The 23,792-nt window shown below is 71.5% G+C and carries 19 protein-coding genes; 2 read left to right on the top strand and 17 right to left on the bottom strand.

Annotation, left to right across the window (positions count from 1 at the left end):
* Window positions 1-77: 77 nt before the first annotated feature.
* The 7 genes from HP507_RS09725 to HP507_RS09695 form a co-directional block, all read right to left on the bottom strand.
* Window positions 78-3,209: an alpha-mannosidase gene (locus HP507_RS09725; protein WP_175351587.1), complete on the bottom strand. Its 3,132-nt coding sequence runs from the start codon at window positions 3,207-3,209 to the stop codon at window positions 78-80.
* Between the two features lie 45 nt (window positions 3,210-3,254).
* Window positions 3,255-4,154, bottom strand: a complete 900-nt coding sequence (locus tag HP507_RS09720) for a carbohydrate ABC transporter permease (RefSeq protein WP_376984493.1) — start codon at window positions 4,152-4,154, stop codon at window positions 3,255-3,257.
* Entirely contained in the window at window positions 4,154-5,104 is a 951-nt protein-coding gene (locus tag HP507_RS09715; protein ID WP_175351586.1) for a carbohydrate ABC transporter permease, read from the bottom strand. The genes HP507_RS09720 and HP507_RS09715 overlap by 1 nt, the downstream gene beginning before the upstream one ends.
* Window positions 5,105-5,215: 111 nt before the next feature.
* Window positions 5,216-6,571, bottom strand: a complete 1,356-nt coding sequence (locus tag HP507_RS09710; RefSeq protein ID WP_175351585.1) for an extracellular solute-binding protein — start codon at window positions 6,569-6,571, stop codon at window positions 5,216-5,218.
* Window positions 6,572-6,676: 105 nt separating this feature from the next.
* Window positions 6,677-7,516 carry a PhzF family phenazine biosynthesis protein gene (locus HP507_RS09705; RefSeq protein ID WP_175351584.1) on the bottom strand — a complete coding sequence of 280 codons (840 nt, stop codon included), beginning with the start codon at window positions 7,514-7,516 and terminating at the stop codon, window positions 6,677-6,679.
* Between the two features lie 93 nt (window positions 7,517-7,609).
* Window positions 7,610-10,051: a lamin tail domain-containing protein gene (locus tag HP507_RS09700; RefSeq protein ID WP_175351583.1), complete on the bottom strand. Its 2,442-nt coding sequence runs from the start codon at window positions 10,049-10,051 to the stop codon at window positions 7,610-7,612.
* A gap of 194 nt (window positions 10,052-10,245) precedes the next feature.
* Entirely contained in the window at window positions 10,246-11,490 is a 1,245-nt protein-coding gene (locus HP507_RS09695) for an ROK family transcriptional regulator (protein ID WP_175351582.1), read from the bottom strand.
* Between the two features lie 97 nt (window positions 11,491-11,587).
* Here HP507_RS09695 and HP507_RS09690 point away from each other — a divergent pair, with 97 nt between their 5' ends.
* Together HP507_RS09690 and HP507_RS09685 are read left to right on the top strand one after the other, a co-directional pair.
* Window positions 11,588-12,043: a GNAT family N-acetyltransferase gene (locus HP507_RS09690; protein WP_175351581.1), complete on the top strand. Its 456-nt coding sequence runs from the start codon at window positions 11,588-11,590 to the stop codon at window positions 12,041-12,043.
* Window positions 12,043-12,438 carry an MGMT family protein gene (locus HP507_RS09685; protein WP_175351580.1) on the top strand — a complete coding sequence of 132 codons (396 nt, stop codon included), beginning with the start codon at window positions 12,043-12,045 and terminating at the stop codon, window positions 12,436-12,438. Before HP507_RS09690 ends, HP507_RS09685 begins: the two co-directional genes overlap by 1 nt.
* Here the strand turns inward: HP507_RS09685 and HP507_RS18395 are convergent.
* From HP507_RS18395 to sucD, 10 genes are all read right to left on the bottom strand, one after another.
* On the bottom strand, window positions 12,396-12,890 hold the full coding sequence (locus tag HP507_RS18395) for an acyltransferase (RefSeq protein ID WP_217508666.1): 495 nt from the start codon (window positions 12,888-12,890) through the stop codon (window positions 12,396-12,398). The genes HP507_RS09685 and HP507_RS18395 overlap by 43 nt on opposite strands.
* Before the next feature lie 87 nt (window positions 12,891-12,977).
* On the bottom strand, window positions 12,978-13,403 hold the full coding sequence (locus HP507_RS09675) for a DUF805 domain-containing protein (RefSeq protein WP_175351578.1): 426 nt from the start codon (window positions 13,401-13,403) through the stop codon (window positions 12,978-12,980).
* A gap of 37 nt (window positions 13,404-13,440) precedes the next feature.
* Window positions 13,441-15,249 carry an ABC transporter ATP-binding protein gene (locus HP507_RS09670; RefSeq protein WP_175351626.1) on the bottom strand — a complete coding sequence of 603 codons (1,809 nt, stop codon included), beginning with the start codon at window positions 15,247-15,249 and terminating at the stop codon, window positions 13,441-13,443.
* Window positions 15,250-15,359: 110 nt separating this feature from the next.
* Window positions 15,360-17,183 (bottom strand): ABC transporter ATP-binding protein, encoded by a 1,824-nt coding sequence (locus HP507_RS09665; protein ID WP_175351577.1) that lies wholly within the window; start codon window positions 17,181-17,183, stop codon window positions 15,360-15,362.
* A 320-nt stretch (window positions 17,184-17,503) separates the two neighbouring features.
* Window positions 17,504-17,689 carry a hypothetical protein gene (locus HP507_RS09660; RefSeq protein WP_141399771.1) on the bottom strand — a complete coding sequence of 62 codons (186 nt, stop codon included), beginning with the start codon at window positions 17,687-17,689 and terminating at the stop codon, window positions 17,504-17,506.
* A gap of 175 nt (window positions 17,690-17,864) precedes the next feature.
* Window positions 17,865-19,502, bottom strand: a complete 1,638-nt coding sequence (gene purH / locus HP507_RS09655; RefSeq protein ID WP_175351576.1) for a bifunctional phosphoribosylaminoimidazolecarboxamide formyltransferase/IMP cyclohydrolase — start codon at window positions 19,500-19,502, stop codon at window positions 17,865-17,867.
* Window positions 19,499-20,092, bottom strand: a complete 594-nt coding sequence (purN, locus tag HP507_RS09650) for a phosphoribosylglycinamide formyltransferase (protein WP_175351575.1) — start codon at window positions 20,090-20,092, stop codon at window positions 19,499-19,501. The genes purH and purN overlap by 4 nt, the downstream gene beginning before the upstream one ends.
* A 42-nt stretch (window positions 20,093-20,134) precedes the next feature.
* A complete protein-coding gene (locus HP507_RS09645; protein WP_175351574.1) occupies window positions 20,135-22,246 on the bottom strand; it encodes a cell division protein PerM in 2,112 nt (703 codons plus the stop codon).
* 58 nt (window positions 22,247-22,304) lie between these two features.
* Complete coding sequence (locus HP507_RS09640; protein ID WP_175351573.1) at window positions 22,305-22,814, bottom strand: hypothetical protein; 510 nt, start codon at window positions 22,812-22,814, stop codon at window positions 22,305-22,307.
* A gap of 81 nt (window positions 22,815-22,895) precedes the next feature.
* The gene (sucD, locus tag HP507_RS09635; RefSeq protein ID WP_175351572.1) at window positions 22,896-23,783 is read right to left on the bottom strand and encodes a succinate--CoA ligase subunit alpha; all 888 of its coding nucleotides are present in this window, start codon (window positions 23,781-23,783) and stop codon (window positions 22,896-22,898) included.
* Between the last annotated feature and the right edge of the window lie 9 nt (window positions 23,784-23,792).

Below are 23,792 nucleotides of genomic sequence, written 5' to 3'. Positions count from 1 at the left end.
GCAGCAGCAGCACGGCGCCGGACGGAACGCACCCGTGTCCCGTCCGGCGCCGCGGTCTCCCGGCCGGACCCGCTGCCTCAGGCCCGGCGTACCCGCAGGGTCACGATCTCGAAGGGCCGGAGCGTGAGCACGACCGGCTCCCCCGCGTCCCACGAGTCCCCCGACGGGCGTTCCAGCAGGTCCACCGCCGCCACCGATGCGACGTCGAACCCGAAGTCGACGCCGACGTCCGCCGCGCGGCCGCCGGACGCCTCGTAGAGCCGCACGACGACGTCGCCGGAGCGGTCCTCGGCGAGCTTGACGGCCTCGACGAACACCTGCGGCGACGACACGGTCACGATCGGCTCGACGGTCGTCGAACCCGGCACAGCCCGCACGGGCAGGTTGAGCCGGTACCCGGAGTCGGCGGCGTCCAGCACCGACTCGCCGACACGGAGCACGGTGCCGAACACGTGGTGGCCCTGGTCGGCGTCCGGGTCCGGGAACGTCGGCCCGCGCAGCAGCGACTCGCGGACGAGCGTGGTGGTCCCGCCGTCCGCCCGGGTCGAACGGGTGATGTCGTGCCCGTACGTGGAGTCGTTCGCCACGGCGACGCCGAATCCCGGCTCGGCCACGTGGACCCAGCGGTGCGCCGACGTCTCGAAGCGGGCCATGTCCCACGAGGTGTTCTGGTGCGTCGGCCGGTCGATGTGCCCGAACTGGATCTCGCTCGAGGCGGAGCCCGCACGGACGTCGAGCGGGAACGCCAGCTTGAGCAGCTTCTGGTGCTCGTGCCAGTCGACCTCGGTCTCGATCGTGAGTTCCGGCTGCCCGGCGACTGCGGAGTACCGGGTCGTGATCGTCGAGGAACCGAACGACCTCGACACCACGAGCGAGGAATCGGCGATGTCCACCGAGGACGCCGACAGCACCGTCCCGCTGCGCTGGTACGCCCGGTCGATGTCCCACGCCTCCCACTGGTTCGGGGTGTCCCGGAACACCGTGTACTCCCCGGCGGCGGAGCCGGGCGCGACGGCGTCCCGTCCGGTGGCGTGGTCGACGAGCGACACGACGTGGCCGGCCGCGTCGACGGTCGCGGTGACGACGCCGGTGTCGAACACGAAGCGGTCGCCGTTCCGGACGGGAGGCACGGGTCGCGCCTCGTCACCGAGCGAACCACCCAGGGCGGTTGCGCCCCCCGCCGCCACGGGCGAGGCGTTGAAGCGCACGACGGTCCCGACGGACGCGCTGCCACCCTCGGCACCGGACGACGGCGCGTCGAGGAGTGCTCCGCCGTCGCCGCTCCCCGGGCCGGCACCGCCGGCGAGCGCGGTCGACGAGGCGCCCACACCGGCGAGCGCCGCGGCGCCACCGTTCGCGAGCGCGGCGGTCGCGTTCCCGATGAGCCCCTCGAGGACCTCGGCGACGCGGGCGTAGTTCGCTTCGGCGTTCTCGTAGACCCAGGCGATCGACGACCCGGGCAGGATGTCGTGGAACTGCTGCAGGAGGACGGTGTGCCAGGCCTCCTCGAGCTCCTCGTACGGGTAGTCGAGTCCGAGCCGGACGGCGGCGGTCGTCGCCCAGAGCTCGGCCTCGCGCAGCAGGTGCTCGGAGCGCCGGTTGCCCTGCTTCGTGCGGATCTGTGACGTGTAGGTGCCGCGGTGGAACTCGAGGTACATCTCCCCCGACCACACGGCCGGCGTCGGGAGTGCCTGCTCGAGCTCCTCGAACACCTGGGCCGGGGTGCCGAGGTCGACGCGGGGCGACCCGTCGAGGTCGTGCTGCCGTCGGGCGGCGGCGACCATCTCACGGGTGGGGCCACCACCGCCGTCGCCGAAGCCGTACAGCAGCATCGAGGTGTTCGCGACGCCGCGCTCCTTGTTCTGCCGTTCGCCGCGGTGCAGGTCGGCGGGCGACACGTCCGAGTTGTACGTGTCCGCCGGGGGCAGGTGGGTGAGGACCCGTGAGCCGTCGATGCCCTCCCAGTGGAAGGACGTGTGCGGGATGACGTTCGTCTCGTTCCACGAGGGCTTCTGCGTGACGAACCACTTCGAGCCCGCGGCGCGGACGATCTGCGGCAGAGCGCCCGAGTAGCCGAACGAGTCGGGGAGCCAGGCCTCGGGGGTGTCGATGCCGAACTCCTCGAGGAACAGGCGCTTGCCGGCGACGAACTGCCGGGCGAGTGCCTCACCGCCGGGCAGGTTCGTGTCGGACTCGACCCACATGCCGCCGACCGGGATCCACCGTCCCTCGGCGACCCGCTCCTTGATGCGGGCCCAGATCGACGGGTAGCCGTCGCGGATCCACGCGTACTGCTGTGCTGACGAGCAGGCGAAGGTGAAGTCCGGGTCGCGGTCCATCAGGTCGAGCACGTTCGAGAACGTGCGGGCGCACTTGCGGATCGTCTCACGGACCGGCCAGAGCCAGGCGGAGTCGATGTGTGCGTGGCCGACGGCGATCGCCCGGTGCGCGGCGGCGCTCGCGGGGACGGCGAGCACGGGTGCGAGGACCGCGCGGGCGTCGGCCGCGGTGCCGGCGACGTCGTCGGGGTCGAGGGCGTCCGCGGCCCGTTCGAGCACGCGGAGGACGTCCGCGCCACGGGTACCGTCGGTGGGCAGCTCCGCCATCAGGCCGCGGAGGACCCAGAAGTCCTGCTGGAGTTCCCACACGGTGTCGTCGCGTTCGACGACCTCGAGCGCCTTGAGTCGGTAGATCGGCTTCGTGCCCGCGGTCGATCGCGACCCGAGCGGGGTGGCGCCCTGGAAGGAGTCGCCGCCGATGTCGGGGTTCGCGGCGGCCTCGACGTAGAGCTCGAACGTCTCGCCGGGGCCGGCCTCGATCGGCACGGTGTCGTTCTTCGGCTCGATGCCCTTGACGGTGGAGCCGTCCGGGCGCCACACGAGCCCCTCGGCCTGGAACCCGGGTTGCCGCTTCGTGAAGCCGAGGTCCACCAGGAGTTCCGCGGTCGTGCCCGGGGCCGTCCCGAAGTCGTCCGGGACGGTGCCGCGGATCCGGAACCACGTGGTGCCCCAGGGCCGGCCGCCCCACGAGCTGCCGACCGTGAACGGCTCGTACTCGGCGCGCACCGCGACGTCGAACGGCACGGGTTCGTCGGGCACGGTCCACGCCGCGATCTCCACCGGCGCGGACCTGCGGTGGACGGCCGGGTCGATGCGGTCCCGCACGAGGCGGGCGATCCGGGCTTCGACGAGCGGTTCGTCGTGGTGCATGGAGTGGATTCCTTTCGGAGGACGGATCGACGTACGGGGCGGGCGTCAGCCCTTGATGCCGCCGGCGAGGGCGTTGCCGCCGCCGAGACCTCGGGACACGAGCACGTAGAGGGCGATGACGGGCACGGAGTAGATGATCGAGAAGGCCGCGAGCTGCCCGTACGCGACCGCCCCGTACTGCCCGAAGAAGTTGAAGATGCTCACGGCGGCGGGCACCTTGTCGGGCGAGAGCAGCAGGACGAAGGGGACGAAGAAGTTCCCCCACGCCTGGATGAACACGAAGATGAACACCACGGCGATGCCCGGGCGCATGAGCGGCACGACGATGCGCATGAGCGTGGTCATCATCGAGGCGCCGTCGGTCCACGCCGCTTCCTCGAGCGAGATCGGCACCGAGTCCATGAAGTTCTTCGCCATCCAGATCGCCATGGGCAGCGAGGTCGCGGCGAGGAAGAAGATGCAGCCCCACACGTTGTCGATGAGGTTGAGCGACACGAACAGGGCGTAGACCGGCACCATCATCGCGGTGATCGGCAGACCTGTGCCGAACAGGATCCCGTACAGGAACGGCTTGTTGACGCGCATCTTGTAGCGGGACAGCGGGTAGGCGGCGAGGATCGCGACGACGACGGTCACGAGGGCGCACCCACCGGAGATGAGCAGGCTGTTCGCGAGCGGGATGAACGACAGTTCCGGCGTGAGGACCTTCGTGAAGTTGTCGAGCGTGAAGTGCGACGGCAGCTTCACCGACAGCGACGCGTCGGGGTCGACGGACGCGAGCACGAGCCACAGCAGCGGCACCGCGAAGCACAGCGCGATGACGAGCAGCACGATGTTCGACACCCACCGCATGGTCCGCCCGCGGGGGGAGGTCATGTGCAGGGCACCGGGTGCGGTGACCGAACGGGTCGTGGTCGTCTCGGGACGAGCGGCGGTCAGTGCCATCAGTCCACCTCCGGCTTCAGGGCCCTGATGTAGATGATCGAGAACACCGCGCCGACCACGAGCAGGATCGTGGCGATCGCCGTCCCGAAGCCGAGCTGCGAGAACTTGAACGCCTCCTGGTACGCCAGGATCGGCAGCGTGGACGAGTTCGTGCCCGGACCGCCGGCCGTCATCACGTAGATGAGCGTGAACACCGACAGCGTCTGCAGCGTGGTGAGCATGAGGTTCGTGGAGATCGACCGGCGGATGACGGGCAGCGTGATGAACACGAGCCGCTGCCAGCCGGTGGCCCCGTCGACCTCGGCGGACTCGGTGATCTCCTCCGGGACCTCCTGCACGGCCGCGGAGTACACGAGCATCGAGAACGCCGTGCCGCGCCAGATGTTCGCGAGGATCACGGCGAGCATCGGGTACGTGTAGAGCCAGTTCGGGCCGCTGATCCCGATGCCGCTGAGGAACTCGTTGAGCGTCCCCTTGTCGTTGAAGAACGCGTACGCCGCGAACGACGCCACGATCTCGGGCAGGACCCACGCGGCCACGACGAAGGTGCCGACGATCGCCCGGACCGCACGGTGGGCGCTCCGCATGAGGAGCGCCAGCCCGAGGCCGAGCACGTTCTGCCCGACGACGGCGGAGGCGAGGAGGAAGACGATCGTCAGGATGACGGACTTCGGGAAGTCCGGGTCCTGGAACAGCTCGACGTAGTTCTTCAGGCCGACGAACTGCTGGTCCGCGGCTCCGACGCCCGTCAGCGCCGAGTTGGTGAACGACCCGTAGAACGACGAGATGACGGGGCCGAGCAGGAAGATGACGAGGAGCACCACTGCGGGGAGGAGCGGGACCGCTCGTCCGACGTTCCGCAGTGGCCGCCGCTTGCGCGGCGCCGGTGGATCGGTGCGCTTCGGCGCGCCGGGCGCCGACAGCGTCGGCGCGAGGGGGGTGGTGGACACAGTGGTTGCCTTCCGGGTGCGGAGGGGGTTCCGAAGGTGGGTGGGGTCCGGACTGGAGGCGCGGCGCACGACGCGAGCCGCGCCTCCAGTCCGTCAGGTCGTCCCGTTCCGTCAGCCGGACGTGGTGTGGTCCTTGCCGACCACGCCGATGACGCTCTTGTCGTAGGCCGCCGCGGCTTGCTTCGGCGTCTGCTGCCCCGTCATCACGGACTCCATGGCGACCTGGATGGCGTTGGAGACCTGGGAGTAGTCACTCGTCGCCGGTCGGAAGTTCGTGTGCTCCACGAGTCCGGAGAAGAACTTGAACGTCGGGTTGGAGGCGTCGTACGACGGGTCCTCGGCGACGTCCTTGCGGACCGCGATCTGGCTGTTCTCGATGTCGTACTTCAGCGAGCCCTCCTTGTTGAGGAAGGTCGAGATGAAATCGAAGGCGGCCTGCGGGTCCTTGGAGTTCTTGCCCACCGCGAGGGTCCAGCCGCCGGACATCGAGTTGTAGCCCGGGTCCTGGCCGTTCTGCGTCGGCATCGGCGCCTGACCCATCACCTTGTTCCAGTCCGCCCACGGAGCGGTGCCGGACTTCAGCCACGTGCCGGACTGCCACGACCCGTCGAGGTCGATCGCGAGCTGGCCCTTGGGCAGCCACGTCTGCGCGATCGTGGTGCCGACGTTCGTGTCGAGGGCCTGCTGCGGTGTCGGGCCGAGGCCACCCTGGTAGACGTCCTTGATGAACTGCAGCGAGTCCTCGAACTGCTTCGAGCCGGTGACCCACTTCTTGTTCTTGTAGAGCGTGTTGCCGGAGCCGTCCGCGCCGTACAGGAGCATCTCGAAGCCCTGCATCGTCGACGCCTCGCCCTGGGGCTTCCCCGAGTACACGTTGAACGGGATGACGTCCGGCTTCTTCTCCTTGATGGTCTTCGCGGCCGCCAGCACGTCGTCCCACGTCTTCGGCTTCCACGGGACCGGCAGCCCGACCTCCTTGAAGATGTCCTTGTTGTACCAGAGGGCACGGGTGTCGGTGCCCATCGGGATGCCGTACGTCTTGCCGTCGACGCCCTCACCGGCCTGCTTGGCGTTGTCGTAGAACTCGCTCCAGTCCTTCCACTTCGCCGTGTACTTGTCGAGCGGGAGGAGGTACCCGGCCTGGGCGTCCGCCTTGATGAGGAAGGTGTCCTCGTACATGACGTCCGGTGCCGTGGCCGGGGCCTTGTTCATGAGCGCGAGCTTCGTGTAGTAGTCGTTCTCCTGCGCCTGGATCGGCACGAGTTCGACCTTCTTGCCCGGGTTGTCCTTCTCGTACTCCTTCTTGACGACCTTCATCTGGGCGTCGAGCTGCTGGAAGGCGCCGAACTTCTGGTACGCGATCTTGATCGTGTCGCTCGAGGCGGACCCCGAGCTCGAGCAGCCTGCCAGGCCGACCGCGGCGACGGCCACGGCTGCGAGTCCGGCGATGATGCGGGTGCGTTTCATCGGTGCTCCTTTGCACGGGTGAGGTCCGCGGGCTCCGTCGCCCGCGCGCACACTTAGTCCACCGTATTGACTTATTGCTGTCAAGGGTCCCGCGCGTCGAGCCGCTCAGATCGGGGTCGCACCGCCCGTGACCGTGATGCCGCCCGTGGCCGGCACGTCGACGAGCAGCACGCTCGGACGGCCGACGTGGCGGCCCTGCCGGATCACCACGCGGTCACCCGCCGCGGCGGCCCCGACCTCGCGCAGGTACGCGCCGGTGGCCGCCGCGGCCGAACCAGTCGCCGGGTCCTCGGTGATGCGGCCGACCGGGAACAGGTTGCGCGCCTCGTACTCCAGTGGCGCCGTCCGGTGCAGCACCGTGACCGTCCCCGACCAGCCGGCCTCGCGCATGAGGTCCGCGAGCGGCGACGGGGCGAACCGGAACTGGTGGAACAGGTCCTCGTCACGCAGCACGAGGACCGGGTGCCAGTTGCCGGCGAAGGACTCCCGGACCGGGAACCCCTCGGCGACGTCGTCCGGCGTCAGCCCGAGCAGCGTGAACAGCCGGTCGCAGCGTTGCGGGTCGATCGGTCGGGAGGCCGGTTCGACACTCGTCATCGCCACCCGCACACTGCCGTCCGGTGCCCTCGTCGCGTCAAGGGCGATCGCTCCCGCGGGTGTCGTGAAGACCCGCTGCCCGAGGCCGTGCCGCTCTGCCAGCACCACCGCCGTCGCGACCGTGGCGTGGCCGCAGAACGGCACCTCGGCCGCCGGCGAGAAGTACCGCAGCCGCGGGCCGGTCGGGGTCTCGCCGACGACGAAGGCGGTCTCGGGGTAGGCGACCTCGCGCGCGATCGCGAGCATCTCGTCGTCGGACAGGGCCGCCGCATCCAGCACGATGCCGGCGGGGTTGCCACCGCCCGGCTCGGAGGCGAACGCGGTGTACCGGAGGATCTCGACGCTCATGCTGCGACGGTAGCGCCGGGCTGCGGCGTCGTGCGCGGGCCGATCCGCGGCGCGTGGCCTCCGGCGAGGCGCGCGCACCGCGTTTCGCCACCGCTACTCGGCGGCGACTCCGGCGGCTCCGGCTCCGGCTCCGGCTCCGGCTCCGGCTCCGGCTCCGGCTCCGGCACGGCGTCGGCGCAGGACCAGCACGCCGACGCCCGCTGCGAGGAGCAGGAGGGCCACGAGCGCCCCGCCCCCGAGGCCCTCGGCGCCGGTGAAGGCCAGCTCACCCGTCACCGGGTCGATCGTGATCGTCGTCCAGCCGATGACCGTGCCGTCCGCAGCCGTCACCACGATCCGGTGCTCGCCCGCCGGGGCGTCCGCCGGGATCGTCACCGACACCGTGCCGTCAGCGGCGACCGTCACCGTGCCCAGCAGCGTCGGGGTCGAGAACAGCCACACGTCGACCCGGTCACCGGCGTACCGCGTGCCCACACCGACCGTGATGGTCTCCCCGGGACGGGCCGTCGCGGGCGCCGTCAGTGTGCCGCGGTCCGCCTCGGTCAGCGACGTCTCCGAGGGGGCCACCGGCGTCGTGCCCGGCACCGGAACCGGGGTCGGCGTGGAGCCGCTGCCCGGGGTCGGCGACGGCGTGGACCCGTCCCCCGGCGTCGGCGTCGGCGTCGGCGTCGCGCCACCGTCACCCGGCGTCGTCCCACCGTCGTCCGTGCAGGGGTAGGTGCCCGTGCGGAGCGAGAACCCGTCGGTGTCGTTGTCGTCCGTGTAGAACGTCGCACGCTCTCCCGAGGCGCAGACGCCCGAGATCGCGAAGCCCTCGTTCGCCAGGGTCCGGTCAGCCGCCGAGGGTGCCTCGTGGACCGTCGACGCCGTGAAGGCCCCGTCCGTCACGTCGTACAGCGCCGCCCGTCCGGAGCACGCGTCGTCGCAGACCACCCAGAGCGCGTCGAGCGTCGGGTCGAACTGCACGTCCGCGACGACGGCGAACGGCGTCGCGATCGTGGCCACGCGCTGGAACGAGCCGCCGTCCATCAGGGCGTAGGCGTACACGCTCGCGGTGCCCTCGACCCCCACGAAGAACAGGCCGTCACCGTGCCCGGCGTAGGTCGACGGCGAGTACGCGACGCCGGTGTGCTCGTCCGCGAAGCCGTGCGCGGTGAGCCAGGAGTCCGGGATCCACGTGACGCCCTCGAGACCGGCGTTCGCGCCGAGCCCCGGGAAGTCCGCGGCGAGGTTCCACTCTTCGGTGGCGTCCAGCGTCGCCTGCGAGCCGTCGGTCGTGGCGAACCGCAGGACCGCGGGTCGGCTCGTCGACGACACGTCGTTGTTCCGCTCGGTCGAGACGTACACGGCGCCGGGGTCGTCGCTCGTGACGGTCACACCCTCGGCGTCCGGGGTGCCCGAGCCGTCGGCGTAGTGCAGCACCGTGCCCGCGGCGTTCGACGGTGCCCAGCCGCCCGTGCCGTCCGAGACGAGGTGGTAGAGCAGGCCGTCGCCGTTCTGCACCGCCCAGAGCTGACCGTCCTCCGAGGTGGCGGACGTCGTCCAGTCGATGCCGCTCAGGTCGCCGGTGAAGGTGTCCTCGTCGTCGAGCACCCGCTCGTCCGCGCCGCCGGGCCACGCCTCGGCGGTCACGACGCCCGCGAACGCGTTCGCCGAGCCCTTCGTCGGCTCGGAGGTCTCGGCGAAGTCACCGGTGCCGTCGGGGTTGCGGCCGTACGTGGTCGCGGCGTGCGCGGTCCAGGAGTACGAGTCGACGAGCTGACCCCGGGGGTCGAAGATCCTGGCCGAGTCCGCCTTGCCGAGTCCGAAGCCGAGGTCCGCCTCGTCGAGGACGGTGAACCCGCCCGGCGCGATGGTCGCCCCCGCGGGGATCGTGTACGCATGGTCGTCCTCGCTGTCCTCGACGACGTAGCCGCCGAGGTCCACCGTGGTCGCGCCGACGTTCGTCAGCTCCACCCAGTCGCCCGGCGTCCCGCCGTCCGACTCGACCTCGTTGATGCGCACCGGCGAGGAGCAGTCGTTCGCCGTCCCCTTCGTCGACGCGGTCGTGTCCACGAGGTCGCCGGTACCGTCCGGGCACCGACCGAAGGTGACCGCCGCGTGCGTCGTCCACGAGTACCGCAGCACGAGGTCCCCGGCCGGGTCGTACACGCGCGCGGTGTCCGCTCCGCCCAGGCCGAAATCGAACCCGGGAGCGGTCGCCGACAGCTGGTCGATGACGAAGTACCCGCCGGCGGCGATCGTCGAGCCCCCGGGCAGGACGTACGCGTCGTGGCTGCTGTCGTCGTCGAGGAACGAGTACCCCGACAGGTCGATCGCCGCCGCGGAGGTGTTCTTCAGCTCCACCCAGTCGGTGTCGTCGCCGTTCGACTCGACCTCGTTCACGACGAGACCGTCCGCGGCTGCGGCACCCACGGAGGGGTCGTCGTCACCGACCGCGGCAGAGGCTGAGGCGGGTGACGTCGTCAGCACGCCGGCGGCGACGACGAGGCCGGCCGCGATGGAAGCGCCGAGGCGCAGGGCACGGGAACGCATGCAGGGTCCTTCTCGGGTGTTCGGGCGGGACCTGCACGACTGTTCAGCACCCGGGCGTCCGGCCGGTGGCGACCAGGTGAACGACGGGTGTCGCGTGCTCTAGACGCGACGGTCGTCCGACGGGAGGCGCGGGGCGGCCCGGCACCGCGCCTCCAGTCCGGCAGTGGTCACCCCACCACCACCACCACCGCGCGTCAGCGGCGGATGAGGAGCGCGCTCGCGCGCGGCGAGAGCGCGGCGTCGAGCACGAGGCAGGCGGCCCCGACCGCCGCGACGTCCGCACCGCGACCGCTCTCGTCCACCACGACGGGGTGCTTCGGGACGAGCAGCGGCGAGTCGACGATCGCCTGTCGCGCAGCCGGGAGAGCCGCACTCGCGATCCGCGACCAGAACGGTCCGCCGAACACGACGCGGTCGATGTCGAGCAGGTTCACGATGAGGACGACAGCCCTGCCCATGACGGTCCCGGCCTCGGCCGCGAGTCCGACCGCGACCGGGTCCCCCGCGTCGATCGCCTCGGCGAGGGCGTCCCAGGCGCGGTCCACGGCGGCCACGTCCCGCGGGTCACCGCCGAGCGACAGTCCGCGTGACCGGGCGATCTGCACCAGCCGGTCCGGAGCCACGGCGGCGCCGACCTCGCCCCGGGTACCGGCCGCGTCGGGCGTCCCGGCGAGCGCGCCCTGGTCGACCATGATGTGCCCGGCGTCCCCGGCGTTCGAACCGACACCGCGCACGGGTTCGTGGTCGATGACGAGCCCCACGCCGAAGCCGGTGCCGAAGTACACGAAGGCGAAGTTCCGCGCCGAGGACTCCCCCGCCAGGAACATCTCCCCCACGGCGGCCGCCGTCACGTCCTTCTCGAGCAGCACCGGGTAGCCCGTGGCCTCGGCGAGGGCGTCACGCAGCGGGACGTCCCGCCACCGCGGCAGGAACGGCGGGTCCAGCACGACACCGGCGTCGACGTCGATCGGGCCGGGGCTGGCGATCCCCACGCCGAGCACGGCGTCCACGTCGACCTGTGCCTCGGTGATCAGTCCGTCGATGGCGGTCCCGATCGTCCGGACGACCTCCGACGGGTCGTCAGCGGTCGGCGTGGACGTGGTCGTCGACGCGACGACGGTCCCGGCGAGGTCGAGCAGCACGTAGGTCACGACCGCGGGGTCGACGTGCACCCCGACCGCGTAGCGGCTGCCGGCCTCGAGCCGCAGGATGGTCCGGGGCTTGCCGCGACCGGACACGATCGTGCCGGACTCCGCGATCATCCCCGCCTCGATGAGGAAGCGAGTCACGTTCGACACCGTCTGCGCGCTGAGGCCGGTGCGCGAGGCGAGCTCGACGCGGCTGAGCCCGTCGGGCGAACGGCGCACGGCATCGAGCACGACGGTGCGGTTGAACCCGCCGATCGACGGGAGGTTCGCCCCACGCCGATGCTCTGCCATGCCGCGACCATACCGCGCCGGTCGCGCGGCAACGGTGCGGTATCGGTCTCCCCGTCTCACTGGCCCCCGCACGGGTCGCACCGTTAGCCTGATCGGCATGACGGACCTCCGCCTCGAAGAACTCTCCGCATCGACCGCCGCGGCGGCGAATTCGCTGACGCTCAAGCCCGGCCAGGAGCAGTTCGTGCAGCCCACGACGTACGGAGTCGCGGAGTCCGACGTGAAGCCGAGTTCCGCGTGGACCCGTGTGGTGCTCGACGGGGACGAGGTCGTCGGCATGATCATCGGGACCTTCGACGAGGACAACTCCGAGGAAGTGCTCCGCAGCGCGATCTGGCGCGTGAACGTCTCCGCGTCGGCGCAGGGTCGCGGCGTCGGCCGGTTCGCCGTGCAGGGCCTCGCGGACGAAGCCCGCAGCCGGGGCCTCGAGCGGCTGACGGTCGTGTACGAGCCCGGCGGCGACGACAGCCCCGAGGCGTTCTTCCGCGCCGTCGGGTTCGAGGTCGTGCGCGAGACGAAGTACGGCGACCACTTCGCGGTCCTCACGCTCTAGTGGAGCAGGACTCCGGTCCTGAGCAGGAGCAGGACTTCGGCGCCGACGTCGCGGAGGTCGTCCGGCTCATCCCGCCCGGTCGCGTGATGACCTACGGCGACGTCGCGGCCGCGCTCGGCTCGCGGGCGTCGCGGGCCGTCGGCAAGGTGATGGCGCACGAGGGCGCCGACCTGCCGTGGTGGCGCGTCGTCCGGTCCGGCGGTCTGCCGCCGGTCCACCACGAGGCGCGGGCGCACGAGCACTACCGCGCCGAGGGCACCCCGATCGTGCAGGGGAGGACAGCCTGGAGGATCGACATGCGCCGTGCGCGCTGGTCACCTCCCGCGGACGCGGACGACCAGCCGGACGACGGCTACGACCCGACGGACCCGGGCTTCCCGAGCGACCCGTTCTGAACCCACGCCGCCTCCGTCGGCCGGATGTCACGGAGGCGCTTCGCGGGCACCCCGCCGTAGAGGCCGCCGGAGCGGAGCCGACCGGCGACGACCGCACCGGCGGCGATGACGACGTCGTCCTCGACGACCGCCCCCGGCAGGACCATCGTGCGCGCTCCGATCCAGACCCTGGACCCGATCGACACGGGGCGACCGGTGGCCACGCGGTCCCAGTCCCCGGCATCGTCGATGCCGTGGTGGCTCGTGACGATGAGCACCTGCATGCCGATCGCCGAGGCGTCGCCGATCGAGACGGGTGCGACGGCCTCGATCGCCACGTGCTTGTTGCAGAACACCCCGCGGCCGATGGTGAGGTTCCGAGGGGCCCCGGTCAGGGCGAATCCGGTGCCGGGGCCGGCCTCGACGTGGGCACCGGCCGCGTTGAGGACCGCTCGCCGGAGAACGCGGGGCACCAGCGCCGATCCCAGGACGGTGGTGAACAGGACGTGCTCGGCACCGGACGACAGGTCTTGACCCAAATCACCACCGACCGTGCGGCTTCAGGCGTCGAAGCGGGTGCCCTTCGGGTTCGCCGGCAGCAGGCACATGACGAACAGCACGAGCGAGCCGATGCCGACCAGGACGTGCAGGAACTGCCAGAAGCCGGACAGGTTCGCGTCGTGCAGCCGGCGGGCGCCGAGGGCGAGCGACCCGATCAGCGTCGCGAGGCCCCACAGCACGAACAGGTACGAGCCGACGGGGTTCTCGAGCACCGGGGTGTCCGGCGTGAAGACCTGCGGCACGAGCTGCAGCACGAGGCCGATCGCGAACGACGTGATCCACCACCACCAGAACTCGGCGCGGGACGCCCGTCCGGTGAACACGGTGTACTTCCGCCAGAACCGTCGGACCGCCTCGGCGAAGGGTGCCCCGTAGAAGGGGTCGCGCAGGGCCACGCCGCCGGGCTGCACGCTGTCGTCGCTCATGGGTCAAGCCAACCACGTCGTGCAGCCCGGCACCGCCTCACACGAGCGAGTCGCGCCAGGCCGCGTGGAGCTGGGCGAACCGCCCGGTCCCCGCGATGAGGTCGTCCGGGGTGCCGTCCTCGACGATGCCCCCGTACTCCATCACGAGCACCCGGTGGGCGATCGCGACCGTGGACAGTCGGTGCGCGATGATCACCGCGGTCCGGTCGGCGAGGAGCGTCTCCAGCCCCTCCTGCACGAGCCGCTCGGACGGGATGTCGAGCGACGCCGTGGCCTCGTCGAGGATGAGCACCTTCGGGTCCGCGATGAACGCCCGGGCGAACGACAGGAGCTGCCGCTGCCCGGCCGACACCCGGCCGCCGCGCTTGTTCACGTCGGTGTCGTACCCGTCGGGCAGCGCCATGATGAACTCGTGCGCGCCGACCGCCCGCGCCGCCGCCTCGATCTCCTCGCGGGAGGCCCCGGGCTTGCCGAGCGCGATGTTGTCCGCGACGGTCCCGGAGAACAGGTAGGCCTCCTGCGTGACCATGACGATCGCGCGGCGCATGTCCTTCGGGTCGAGGTCCCGCAGGTCCACCCCGTCGAGCTTCACCGAGCCCTGAGACGGATCGTAGAAGCGCGCCATGAGCTTCGCGAGCGTCGACTTGCCGGCACCGGTCGACCCGACGAGGGCGATCGTCTGCCCAGCCGGGATGTGCAGGTCGAACTCCGGCAGGACGACCTTGCCCGCCTTGTACGCGAACACGACGTCGTCGAAGTCCATCTTCCCGGTGGCGTCGGGCAGCTTCGTCGGCTTCGCGGGATCCGGCACGCTCGGCTGTTCCTCGAGCACACCGGAGATCTTCTCCATCGCCGCCGAAGCGGACTGGTACCCGTTGTAGAACATCGCGAGTTCCTGCGCCGGATCGAAGAAGCGCTTGGCGTACAGCGCGACGGCGAGCAGCGCGCCGACCTCGAGCGACCCGCCGACGATCCGGAAGCCGCCCACGATCACGACCGCCGCGAGCGTGGCGTTGCCGATGAGCACGAGCACCGGGTCGAACGTCCCGAACAGGTTGAACACCTTCGTGTTCGCCAGCCGGTAGTCCTCGACGTAGCCGCCGTACTCGTCCCGGTTGCGCGACTCCTTGCGGAACGCCTGCACCGCGCGGATGCCCGTCATCGTCTCGACGAAGTGCACGATCACACGGGCCGAGGTGACCCGGGTGGCGCGGAACAGCGTCTGCGAGTTCGTCTGGAACCAGCGGATCAGGAACCACAGCGGCACGAGCGACAGCGCGAGCACGAGCCCGGACGTCGGGTCGAGCGCCACGAGGGCGATCGCCGTGAACACCATGTAGAGCACGCCCTGGATGAGCTGGTTCAGCCCGGAGTCGAGCAGCTCGCGGATGGAGTCGAGGTCGCTCGTCTGACGGGAGATGATCCGGCCCGACGTGTACGTCTCGTGGAACTCCAGCGAGAGCCGCTGCGTGTGCAGGAACACCCGCTTGCGCAGGTCGAACAGGATCGCCTGGCTGATCCGCGCCGCCAGCACGGTGTACCAGGCGGTGAGCACCGCGCCGGCGATCGCCACGACGATGTACGTCGCGACGACCCCGAACGCCGGCACCCAGTCGTTCCGGTCGAGCACGGCGGGCAGGGCGTTGTCGATGCCCCACGCGATGAGCGCCGGACCCGCGACCGTCCCAGCGGTCGAGATGACGACCACGACGGCGAGCAGCACCAGTCGGGCCTTCAGCGGTGCGGCGAGCGACCCGAGCAGGGCGAGGGAGCGACGCCGCAGGCGCTTGCTCTCCGCCTTGGTGAAGTCCTCGCGCTCCTCACCACGCACGCCGAGCGTGGTGATCGACGCGGTGATCGGCGCGGCAGACTGCGAGTCGGCGATGTCGTCGACGACGGGATCCGCGCCTCCCGGACCGGCGGCCGTGTCCAGGGGCAGGTTCTGTTCCTGCTGGCTCATGCCATCGCCTCCTCTCGTGCGGTGGCGTCGTCCTCGTCGAGCGACGAGATGACGTAGCGGTAGTGGTCGTTGGTGGCCATCAGCTCCGAGTGGGTGCCGACGGCCGTGACGACGCCGTTCTCCATGAGCGCCACCCGGTCGGCGAGCGTCACGGTCGACGGACGGTGCGCCACGATGAGCGACGTGGTCTCGGCGAGGACTCGGCGGAGACCGGCCTCGACCCGCGCCTCGGTGTCGACGTCGAGCGCCGACAGCGGGTCGTCGAGCACGAGCACGGACGGTCTCGCCGCGATCGCCCGGGCGAGCGCGAGGCGCTGCCGCTGGCCGCCGGAGAGGGACAGGCCCTCTTCGCCGACACGGGTGTCGACGCCGTCGGGCAGGTCGTCCACGAAGGACGCCTGCGCGATGTCGAGGGCCTCACGCATGACGGCCTCGGCCTCGTCGCCGGACAGGTCCGGACGCCCGAGCAGCACGTTCTCCCGCACGGTCGTCGAGAACAGCGTGGCGTCCTCGAAGGCGACCCCGACGTGGCGGCGCAGCTCCTCCCTGGTCAGCGAACGGATGTCAACGCCGTCGATCGTCACCGACCCTCCGGTCACGTCGTACAGCCGGGGCACGAGCGACAGCAGCGTGGTCTTGCCGCAGCCGGTCAGCCCGACGAGCGCCATGGTCTCGCCCGGCCGCAGCTGCAGGTCGACCCCGTTGACGAGGTCGGGGAACTGCGGTGGCGAGTCCTGGTACCGGAAGTGCACGCCGTTGAAGGACAGCGCTCCGTGGGGCTCGGCGATCGTCTTCGGCGACTCGGGGTCCGTGATCGTGTTCTCGGAGTCCATCACCTCGAAGAACCGGTCGACCGCGGTCCGGGTGTCGAACGTCATCGAGAGCAGGAAGCCGATCGACTCGATCGGGAACCGGAGCACCGTCGCCGTGGCGAAGAACGCGAACAGCTGGCCGACGGTGATCCCGCCCTGCGAAGCGAGCCAGATGCCGGCGAGCAGGCACAGCGCGAACGCCACGTCGGGCACGAGCAGCAGCCACAGCCAGATGCCTGCGATCGCCTTGGCCTTCTCGATCTCGGTGCCGCGCAGCGCCTCGGCCTGCTCGCTGAACTCGTCGAGCTTGTACCGGCCGCGACCGAACGCCTTGAGCACGCGGATGCCGTGCACCGACTGCTCCACGCTGGTGGCGAGGTCGCCGACCTGGTCCTGGCTGCGGCGCGCGACGACGGAGTACCGGCGTTCGAACAGCAGCCCGTTGATCCACAGGGGGATCGACGCGACGAGGAACACCAGACCGAGCAGCCAGCCGAAGGTGAAGAGCACGACGAAGCCCACGATGATCGTCACGATGTTGACGACCAGCAGGACGACGCCGAACGCCAGCCAGCGCCGGATGAGCGACAGGTCGGAGACCGAACGGGACAGCAGCTGACCGGACTCCCACCGGTCGTGGAACGCCACCGGCAGGTCCTGCAGCTTGGCGTACAGCGCGTTCCGCATGCTGGTCTCGATGCGGGTCGACGGACGCATCACCATGCGGCGACGCGAGGCGATGAAGAACGCCTCGAGCACACCGAGGGCGAGCACGCCCAGGCCGGCGGGCCAGATCTGTGCGGAGTCCTTCGACGACAGCGGGCCGTCGACGAGCCACTGCAGCAGGTAGGGGATCGCGAGCGCCACCAGGGAGGCACCCATGGCGGCGAACATGCCGCCGATGAGCCGGCCCCGGTAGGGCTTCACGAAGGGGTAGATCCGCGCGATCGCGCGGAAGGTAGAGGGGCGGTCGGTGGACGGGCGCGCCTGGTCTGGCGTCTTGGACATGCGGTTGCGTCCTCGTGCGTCGTGCCGAGGCCTCGGGCCCGGTCGCTGCTCTCGCAGCCGCCGGACGGGAGGCTCGGTGTCCGTTGCGTGGTGGTCGTCGGCCGAGCGGGTCGGTCGCGCCCCGTGCCGCGCTCGCCCTGGTCGGGCGTGCTCGGTTCGCGTCGCGGTCGCCCGCCGCCGCTGGTCCAGCGGCGTCGGTTCGGTCGGAGTGCACCGGGAGACAGTCGTCCCCCGGGTTTCAGGCGTGGGCTCGCGCGGGCCCGTGGTCGGTGGCGCCGGCTGCGCCGACGGTCACCGTCCGGTGGCTGTGGGAGGCAGCCCTACGCGGACAGCGGTGCCGTGACGGCGGGCGCACCCCGGTAGGGGTACGGCGCGACGGCCGCGTGCGCGGGACGCGGGCGTACGCCGCGTGCCCCGCCGAACGGTCGTGCGTCGGGAGCGGTCCCCACGAAGAGCACGAGACCCGCACGGGCAGCCGTCGCCACGGTTCCGGTCGTCGTGTTCATCGTCACTCCAGTCGTCGTCTTCGTCACCGTTGTGTCCGCGGTGCCGCCGGCCCGTGTCTGGTGTGGACACTGCGGGGCCGTCGGCGTGCCTGTCGCGGAGCCTTACAGACTATTCACAGTCGAACGTGGTGCGCAAGCGGTTTCCACGATTGCAGCACCCGACGAGTACCTGGACTCAGTGGAAGAAGTGGCGCTCGCCGGTGAAGTACATCGTCACGCCCGCGGCCTTCGCGGCTGCGATGACCTCGTCGTCGCGGACGCTCCCGCCGGGCTGGGCGACGGCACGGACACCCGCGTCGAGGAGCACCTGCAGCCCGTCGGCGAACGGGAAGAAGGCGTCCGAGGCCGCCACGCTGCCGGTGGCACGCTCGCCGGCACGGTTCACCGCGAGGTGGCAGGAGTCGACCCGGTTGACCTGCCCCATGCCGACGCCGACGCTCGCCCCGTGGTTCGCCAGGAGGATCGCGTTCGACTTGACCGCACGCGACGCCTTCCACGCGAACGCGAGGTCCGCCAGGGTCTGCTCGTCGGCCGGCTCGCCCGCGACCAGGGTCCAGGTGGACTGGTCGAACCCGGTGAAGCGGTCGGCGTCCTGCACCAGGAACCCGCCGGAGATCTGCTTGATCTCCCGCGGGGCCAGCGCGAAGTCGGTCGGCAGCGTGAGCAGGCGGATGTTCTTCTTCAGGGAGAGGATCTCGATCGCCTCGGGGTCGAACGCCGGGGCGACGACGACCTCGGTGAAGATGTCCTTCACGGTCTCGGCCATCTGCTTCGTCACCGGACGGTTCGCGGCGATCACCCCACCGAAGGCCGACAGCGGGTCGCAGGCGTGGGCGGCGGCGTGAGCGGCGGCGATCGGGTCGAGCGCGTCGGCCGGGGCGATCGCGATGCCGCACGGGTTGGCGTGCTTGATGACGGCGACGGCGGGTTCGTCGAAGTCGTACGCGGCCCGGACGGCGGCATCGGCGTCGACGTAGTTGTTGTACGACATCTCCTTGCCGTGCAGCTGCGCCGCCTGGGCGATGCCGGTGCCGTCCGGGGTCGTGTAGAGCGCCGCCGACTGGTGGGCGTTCTCGCCGTACCGGAGGGTGTTGGCCAGCCCGGCGGCGACCGAGAGCTGCTCGGCGAAGGCGGGGCGCGCCTCCTGGCCGTCCGCGACCGGCCGGCCCTCCGTGGCCTGCGCGACGACGTCGCTCGCGAAGTACCCCGCCACGGCGGTGTCGTAGGCGGCGGTGTGCGCGAACGCCTGGGCGGCGAGGCGCTTCCGCAGCTCGAGCGTGGTCCCGCCGGCACGGACGGCCTCGACGACCTCGGCGTAGGACGACGGCGACACGACGATCGCGACGTTCGGGTGGTTCTTCGCCGACGCGCGGACCATCGCCGGACCGCCGATGTCGACGTTCTCGACCACCGTCGCCGTGTCGGCTCCCGAGGCCACGGTCTCGACGAACGGGTACAGGTTGACGACCACGAGCTGGAACGGCTCGATGCCCAGCTCGGCGAGCTGCTGCTCGTGCGACTCGAGGCGCAGGTCGGCGAGGAGGCCCGCGTGCACCGACGGGTGCAGTGTCTTCACGCGGCCGTCGAGCGACTCCGGGAAGCCCGTCACGCTCGAGACGTCGGTCACCGTGTACCCGGCGTCGCGGATCGTCTGCGCGGTGGAGCCCGTCGACACGATCTCGACACCGGCGTCGGCGAGGGCCCCGGCGAGCTCGAGCAGGCCGGACTTGTCGCTCACCGAGATGAGCGCCCGCCGCACGGGGACGAGGTCCCGGTCGCGGTACAGGCTGGGGTCGGCTGCGTGCACGCTCATGCGCTCGGGGTGCCCTTCAGGTCGGTGGTGCCGTTGGCGATGTCGAGGATGGTCTGGATGAGCAGGCGTCGCTCGACCGGCTTGATGCGGTCGTGCAGCGTCGACTCGGAGTCGCCGGGCAGCACGGGGACGCGCTCCTGGGCGAGGATCGGGCCGCTGTCGACGCCGTCGTCGACCTTGATGACGCTGGCGCCGGTCTCGGGGACGCCGGCCGCGAGGGCGTCCCGCACGCCGTGGGCGCCGGGGAACTCGGGCAGGTACGCCGGGTGCGTGTTGATGATCCCCGGCCCGAACTCGGACACCACCGCGGGCGGCAGCAGGCGCATGAGGCCGGACAGCACGAGGAGGTCCGGCGACCACGGACGGATCTGCGCGGCGAGCTCCCGGCCCCATTCCTCGCGCGAGTCGAAGCGCGTGAAGGGCACCGTGAAGGTCGGGATCGCGTACTCCTCACCGAGCCCGAGCCCCTCGGCGTCGCGGTCGGCACCGATGGCGACGACCCGCGCTGGGTACTCCGCGTCGAGGGTCGCCTCGAGCAGGGCCCGGAGGTTCGAGCCGGCACCGGAGATCAGGACGACCAGTTCGAGCACGGCACCAAGCCTACCGGGCGTCCCGCCGTGCGACGGCTGGCGCTACCGGTCGTCCTTCGGACGGCGCCACCACGGCAGTTCGTCCTCGGGGATCTGGTCCGTCGCGTCCCACTTCGGTGTCGCGGGGCGCGTCGGGGCCGCCGACTCGGCAGCGTGCCCGTCCTCGGGTTCGTCCTCCGCGTCGTCGCGGCCGGCGACGAACTCCTCGGTGCTCCACGGGAACGCGGGTTGCGCCTCGGTCCCCGGTGCATGCGGAACGGGAGTGACGGCCGAGGCATCCGCCTGCTCGCGCTCGGCGTCGGCGCCGGTCACCCGGTCGCGCAGGTCCCCGGCTCGCTCTCGGACGCCGTCGGCCGCTCCGCGCAGGCGCTCCCGGATCGCGCCGACGCCGCCGCGGGCCGTCGACGGACGCGGCTCGGCCACACGGTCCGCCGCGACGGCGTCGGTGCGGGCCCAGTCCGGGAGTTCGACGTCGGCGTCCGGGTCGCGTTCCGGAACGGGAGCGGACGCGGGCACGGACGCGGGCACGGACGCGGGAGCGGCGGCCGGTCTGGAGGCGCGGCTCGCCTCGACCGGGCGGCCCGCCTCCGACGCGGTGCGGGCCGCGTCGTCGCGCACCGGCCGGCGCTGCGGCTCGCGGTCGCGATCCCGATCCTCGTCGCGGTGGGCCTCGCCGCCCCCGGGATCGCCGTCGTGGATCGTCTCGGTCGTCACGCCTGCGTCGAGGTCGCCGGTCGCGGCCACCGCGGCCGTTGCCTCCGACGCGGTCTCGCCGTGCGCCTCCTCGACGACGAACCGGTGGACGTCCGTGGTCCGCCCGGCACCCGCCTGGGCGAGCGCGACGAGCAGCGATCCCTCGCGCCCGGCGGAGTCGTCACCGGCATCGGTCTCGTCGTCGGCCTCGTGCCACCGCTCACGCGTCCATCCGCGCTCGGGCATGCGGACGAGGTCGCTTCCGACCGCGAGGGCCACCACGGCGGGGACCCCGACCTCGAGCGCGCCGAACGCGCCCACGACCAGGGCGTGCGGCCCGACGTCGGCCAGACGCCCCGGCCCGAACGACCCCGATGTGAGCCAGGCGACCAGTCCGGTGAGCACCCCGGCGACGACGCCCGCCGCGACACCGCCGAGCGCGCGGTGCAGGGCCGAGTTCGCACTGCCGAGAGCCCGCACGAGTCGGGGGCGCAGGAGTCCGCCGGTCGCGAACCCGGCGATCACGGGCACGAGCACCCAGACCAGGCCGAACGCGTGACCCGACGTGGGGAGCGCACCGAACACGGGGATGCCGGGGATCGGCCCGAGCGCCGTCCCGATCGGCGAGACGCTCGAGCCGGTGCCGATGGCGAAGCCCGGGCCGACGAGCCACGAGGTCGCCCAGCCCACGAAGTCCGGCAGGAACGCGAGCTGCCCGACCGTGAGGGCGATGCCGCCCACGACGCCGGCGTGCGACTGCTCGTAGAGCGAGATGACCTGGGCGAACGAACCGAAGAGCAGGAACGCGACGACGACGCCCGCGACGGCGACGACCACTGCGGTCGCAGCCGTGCCCGCACGGAGGCCGAACGCGGCGACGGAGCGCCAGGTCGTCGGGATGCGGTCGACCTGGTCGAGCACGCGCTTCGTGACCGGATCGGCGGGGAGGCCCCGGCGTCGACGGCAGACCTCGGAGGTGACGAGTGCGGGGACCCCGAACCAGAGTGCGGGCAGGACGACCGCCTGCCACATGGTCGGCTCGGTCGCCGTGGACCGGGACGACAGTGCGACGGCGAACCCGAGGACCGCGACGACGGCCGTCCCGACCAGGAGCCCCGTCGTCCGGTGCTCGGTCTCGGCGAACCGGCGTCCCGCGCGTCCGGCGAGCCACGCGGTGACGATCGCGAAGCCGAGGGCCGCGAGCGTGACGTGGATCGGGTCCGTGGCGCCGCTGACACCGGAGGACTTCGCGAGCGCCGACCCCAGCAGGAACGACACGTCGACGCCGTGCCCGACGAGCCAGACGCTCCCCGTGGCCTTCCAGAAGACGTCCCAGTCGATCTGGAGTCCGTACTCGAAGCCCCAGAGGAGCGTGAGCGGCACGAGGGCGATCCCGAGGCCGACACCGACCGTCACGACCGCCTCGATCGCGGCGAGCAGTGCGGTTCCCAGGCGGTTCATCGCAGCGAGGATACGTGCCGCTCCACGCTCGCGGGGGGAGCCGCGCGGCGGACCCGTGTCATCCGCGACGTCGTTGCCCGGACAGGCTCCAGAGCTGCGCCACCACCACGGCGGCGACGACACCGAAGCCGTACGCGACCCACCTGTCGACCTGGAGGAGTCCGCTGACGAGCAGTGTCACCCACCCCGCCACCACGGCGATGACGACGGTCAGCGGGGTCGTGTTGGTCCGCCCCGAGACGTCCGTGACGTATCCGGCACGCGGTTCGTAGTCGGCGGGATCGTAGATCGCCGGGTCGTGCGGCATCGAGCTCGCCTCGCGGGACAGCGATGCTGCCCCTGCTCGACGGGGTCGGCTCAGGAGCGCGTAGACGACGAACCAGGCGCCGACCGCCAGCAGCACGACGCCGAGGAGCCAGACCGGCACGTCGTTCTCGGTGACGAGCGTCCGCAGCGGCGAGAGGAGGACGACGGCACCCGCCACGGCGAGCGCCGAACCGGCGCCGACCCACCCCGCCGGCACCGGCGGGCGCGTGGACGTCTCGGTCGGGCGGCGTTCCTGGGGCACGACGCGAGGCTACCGACGGACGGGAGGCGCGGTGCCAGCCGGCACCGCGCCTCCCGTCCGTCACGTTGCGGAACGCGACCGCTACTTGCTCGCGACGACCTCGCGCAGCAGCGCCGCCGTCTCCGACGGCGTCTTGCCGACGCGCACGCCCGCTGCCTCGAGCGCCTGCTTCTTGGCTTCGGCCGTGCCCGCGGAACCGGACACGATCGCGCCCGCGTGGCCCATGGTCTTGCCCTCCGGCGCGGTGAAGCCCGCCACGTAGCCGACGACCGGCTTCGTGACGTGCGCCTTGATGAAGTCGGCCGCACGTTCCTCGGCGTCGCCGCCGATCTCGCCGATCATGACGATCGCCTCGGTCTCGGGGTCGGCCTCGAACGCGGCGAGCGCGTCGATGTGCGTCGTGCCGATGACCGGGTCGCCGCCGATGCCGATGGCGGTCGAGAAGCCCAGGTCACGGAGCTCGTACATCATCTGGTAGGTCAGCGTGCCGGACTTCGAGACCAGGCCGATCGGGCCCTTGCCGGTGATCGTGGCCGGGGTGATGCCGACGAGCGACTCCCCCGGGGTGATGATGCCGGGGCAGTTCGGGCCGATGATGCGGGTCTTGCCGCCGAGGGCCTTCGCGTGCGCCCAGAACGCCGCGGAGTCCTGCACGGGGATGCCCTCGGTGATGACGACGACGAGTGGGATCTCGGCGTCGATGGCCTCCATCACGGCGTCCTTCGCGAACGCCGGCGGCACGAAGACGATCGAGACCTCGGCACCGGTGGTGTCGATGGCCTCGCGCACCGAGCCGAACACCGGCAGGGTGACGTCGCCGTGGGTGACGGTGGTGCCGGCCTTGCGGGCGTTCACGCCGCCGACGACCTGGGTGCCGGCCTTGAGCATGAGCGCGGTGTGCTTCGTGCCCTCGCCGCCGGTGATGCCCTGGACGATGACCTTGGAGTCCTTGTTGAGGAAGATCGACATTGTTGCTTC

The organism is Curtobacterium pusillum (assembly GCF_013359865.1).
Lineage (GTDB): Bacteria > Actinomycetota > Actinomycetes > Actinomycetales > Microbacteriaceae > Curtobacterium > Curtobacterium pusillum.
This window is presented reverse-complemented; position numbering and strand designations above follow the sequence as displayed.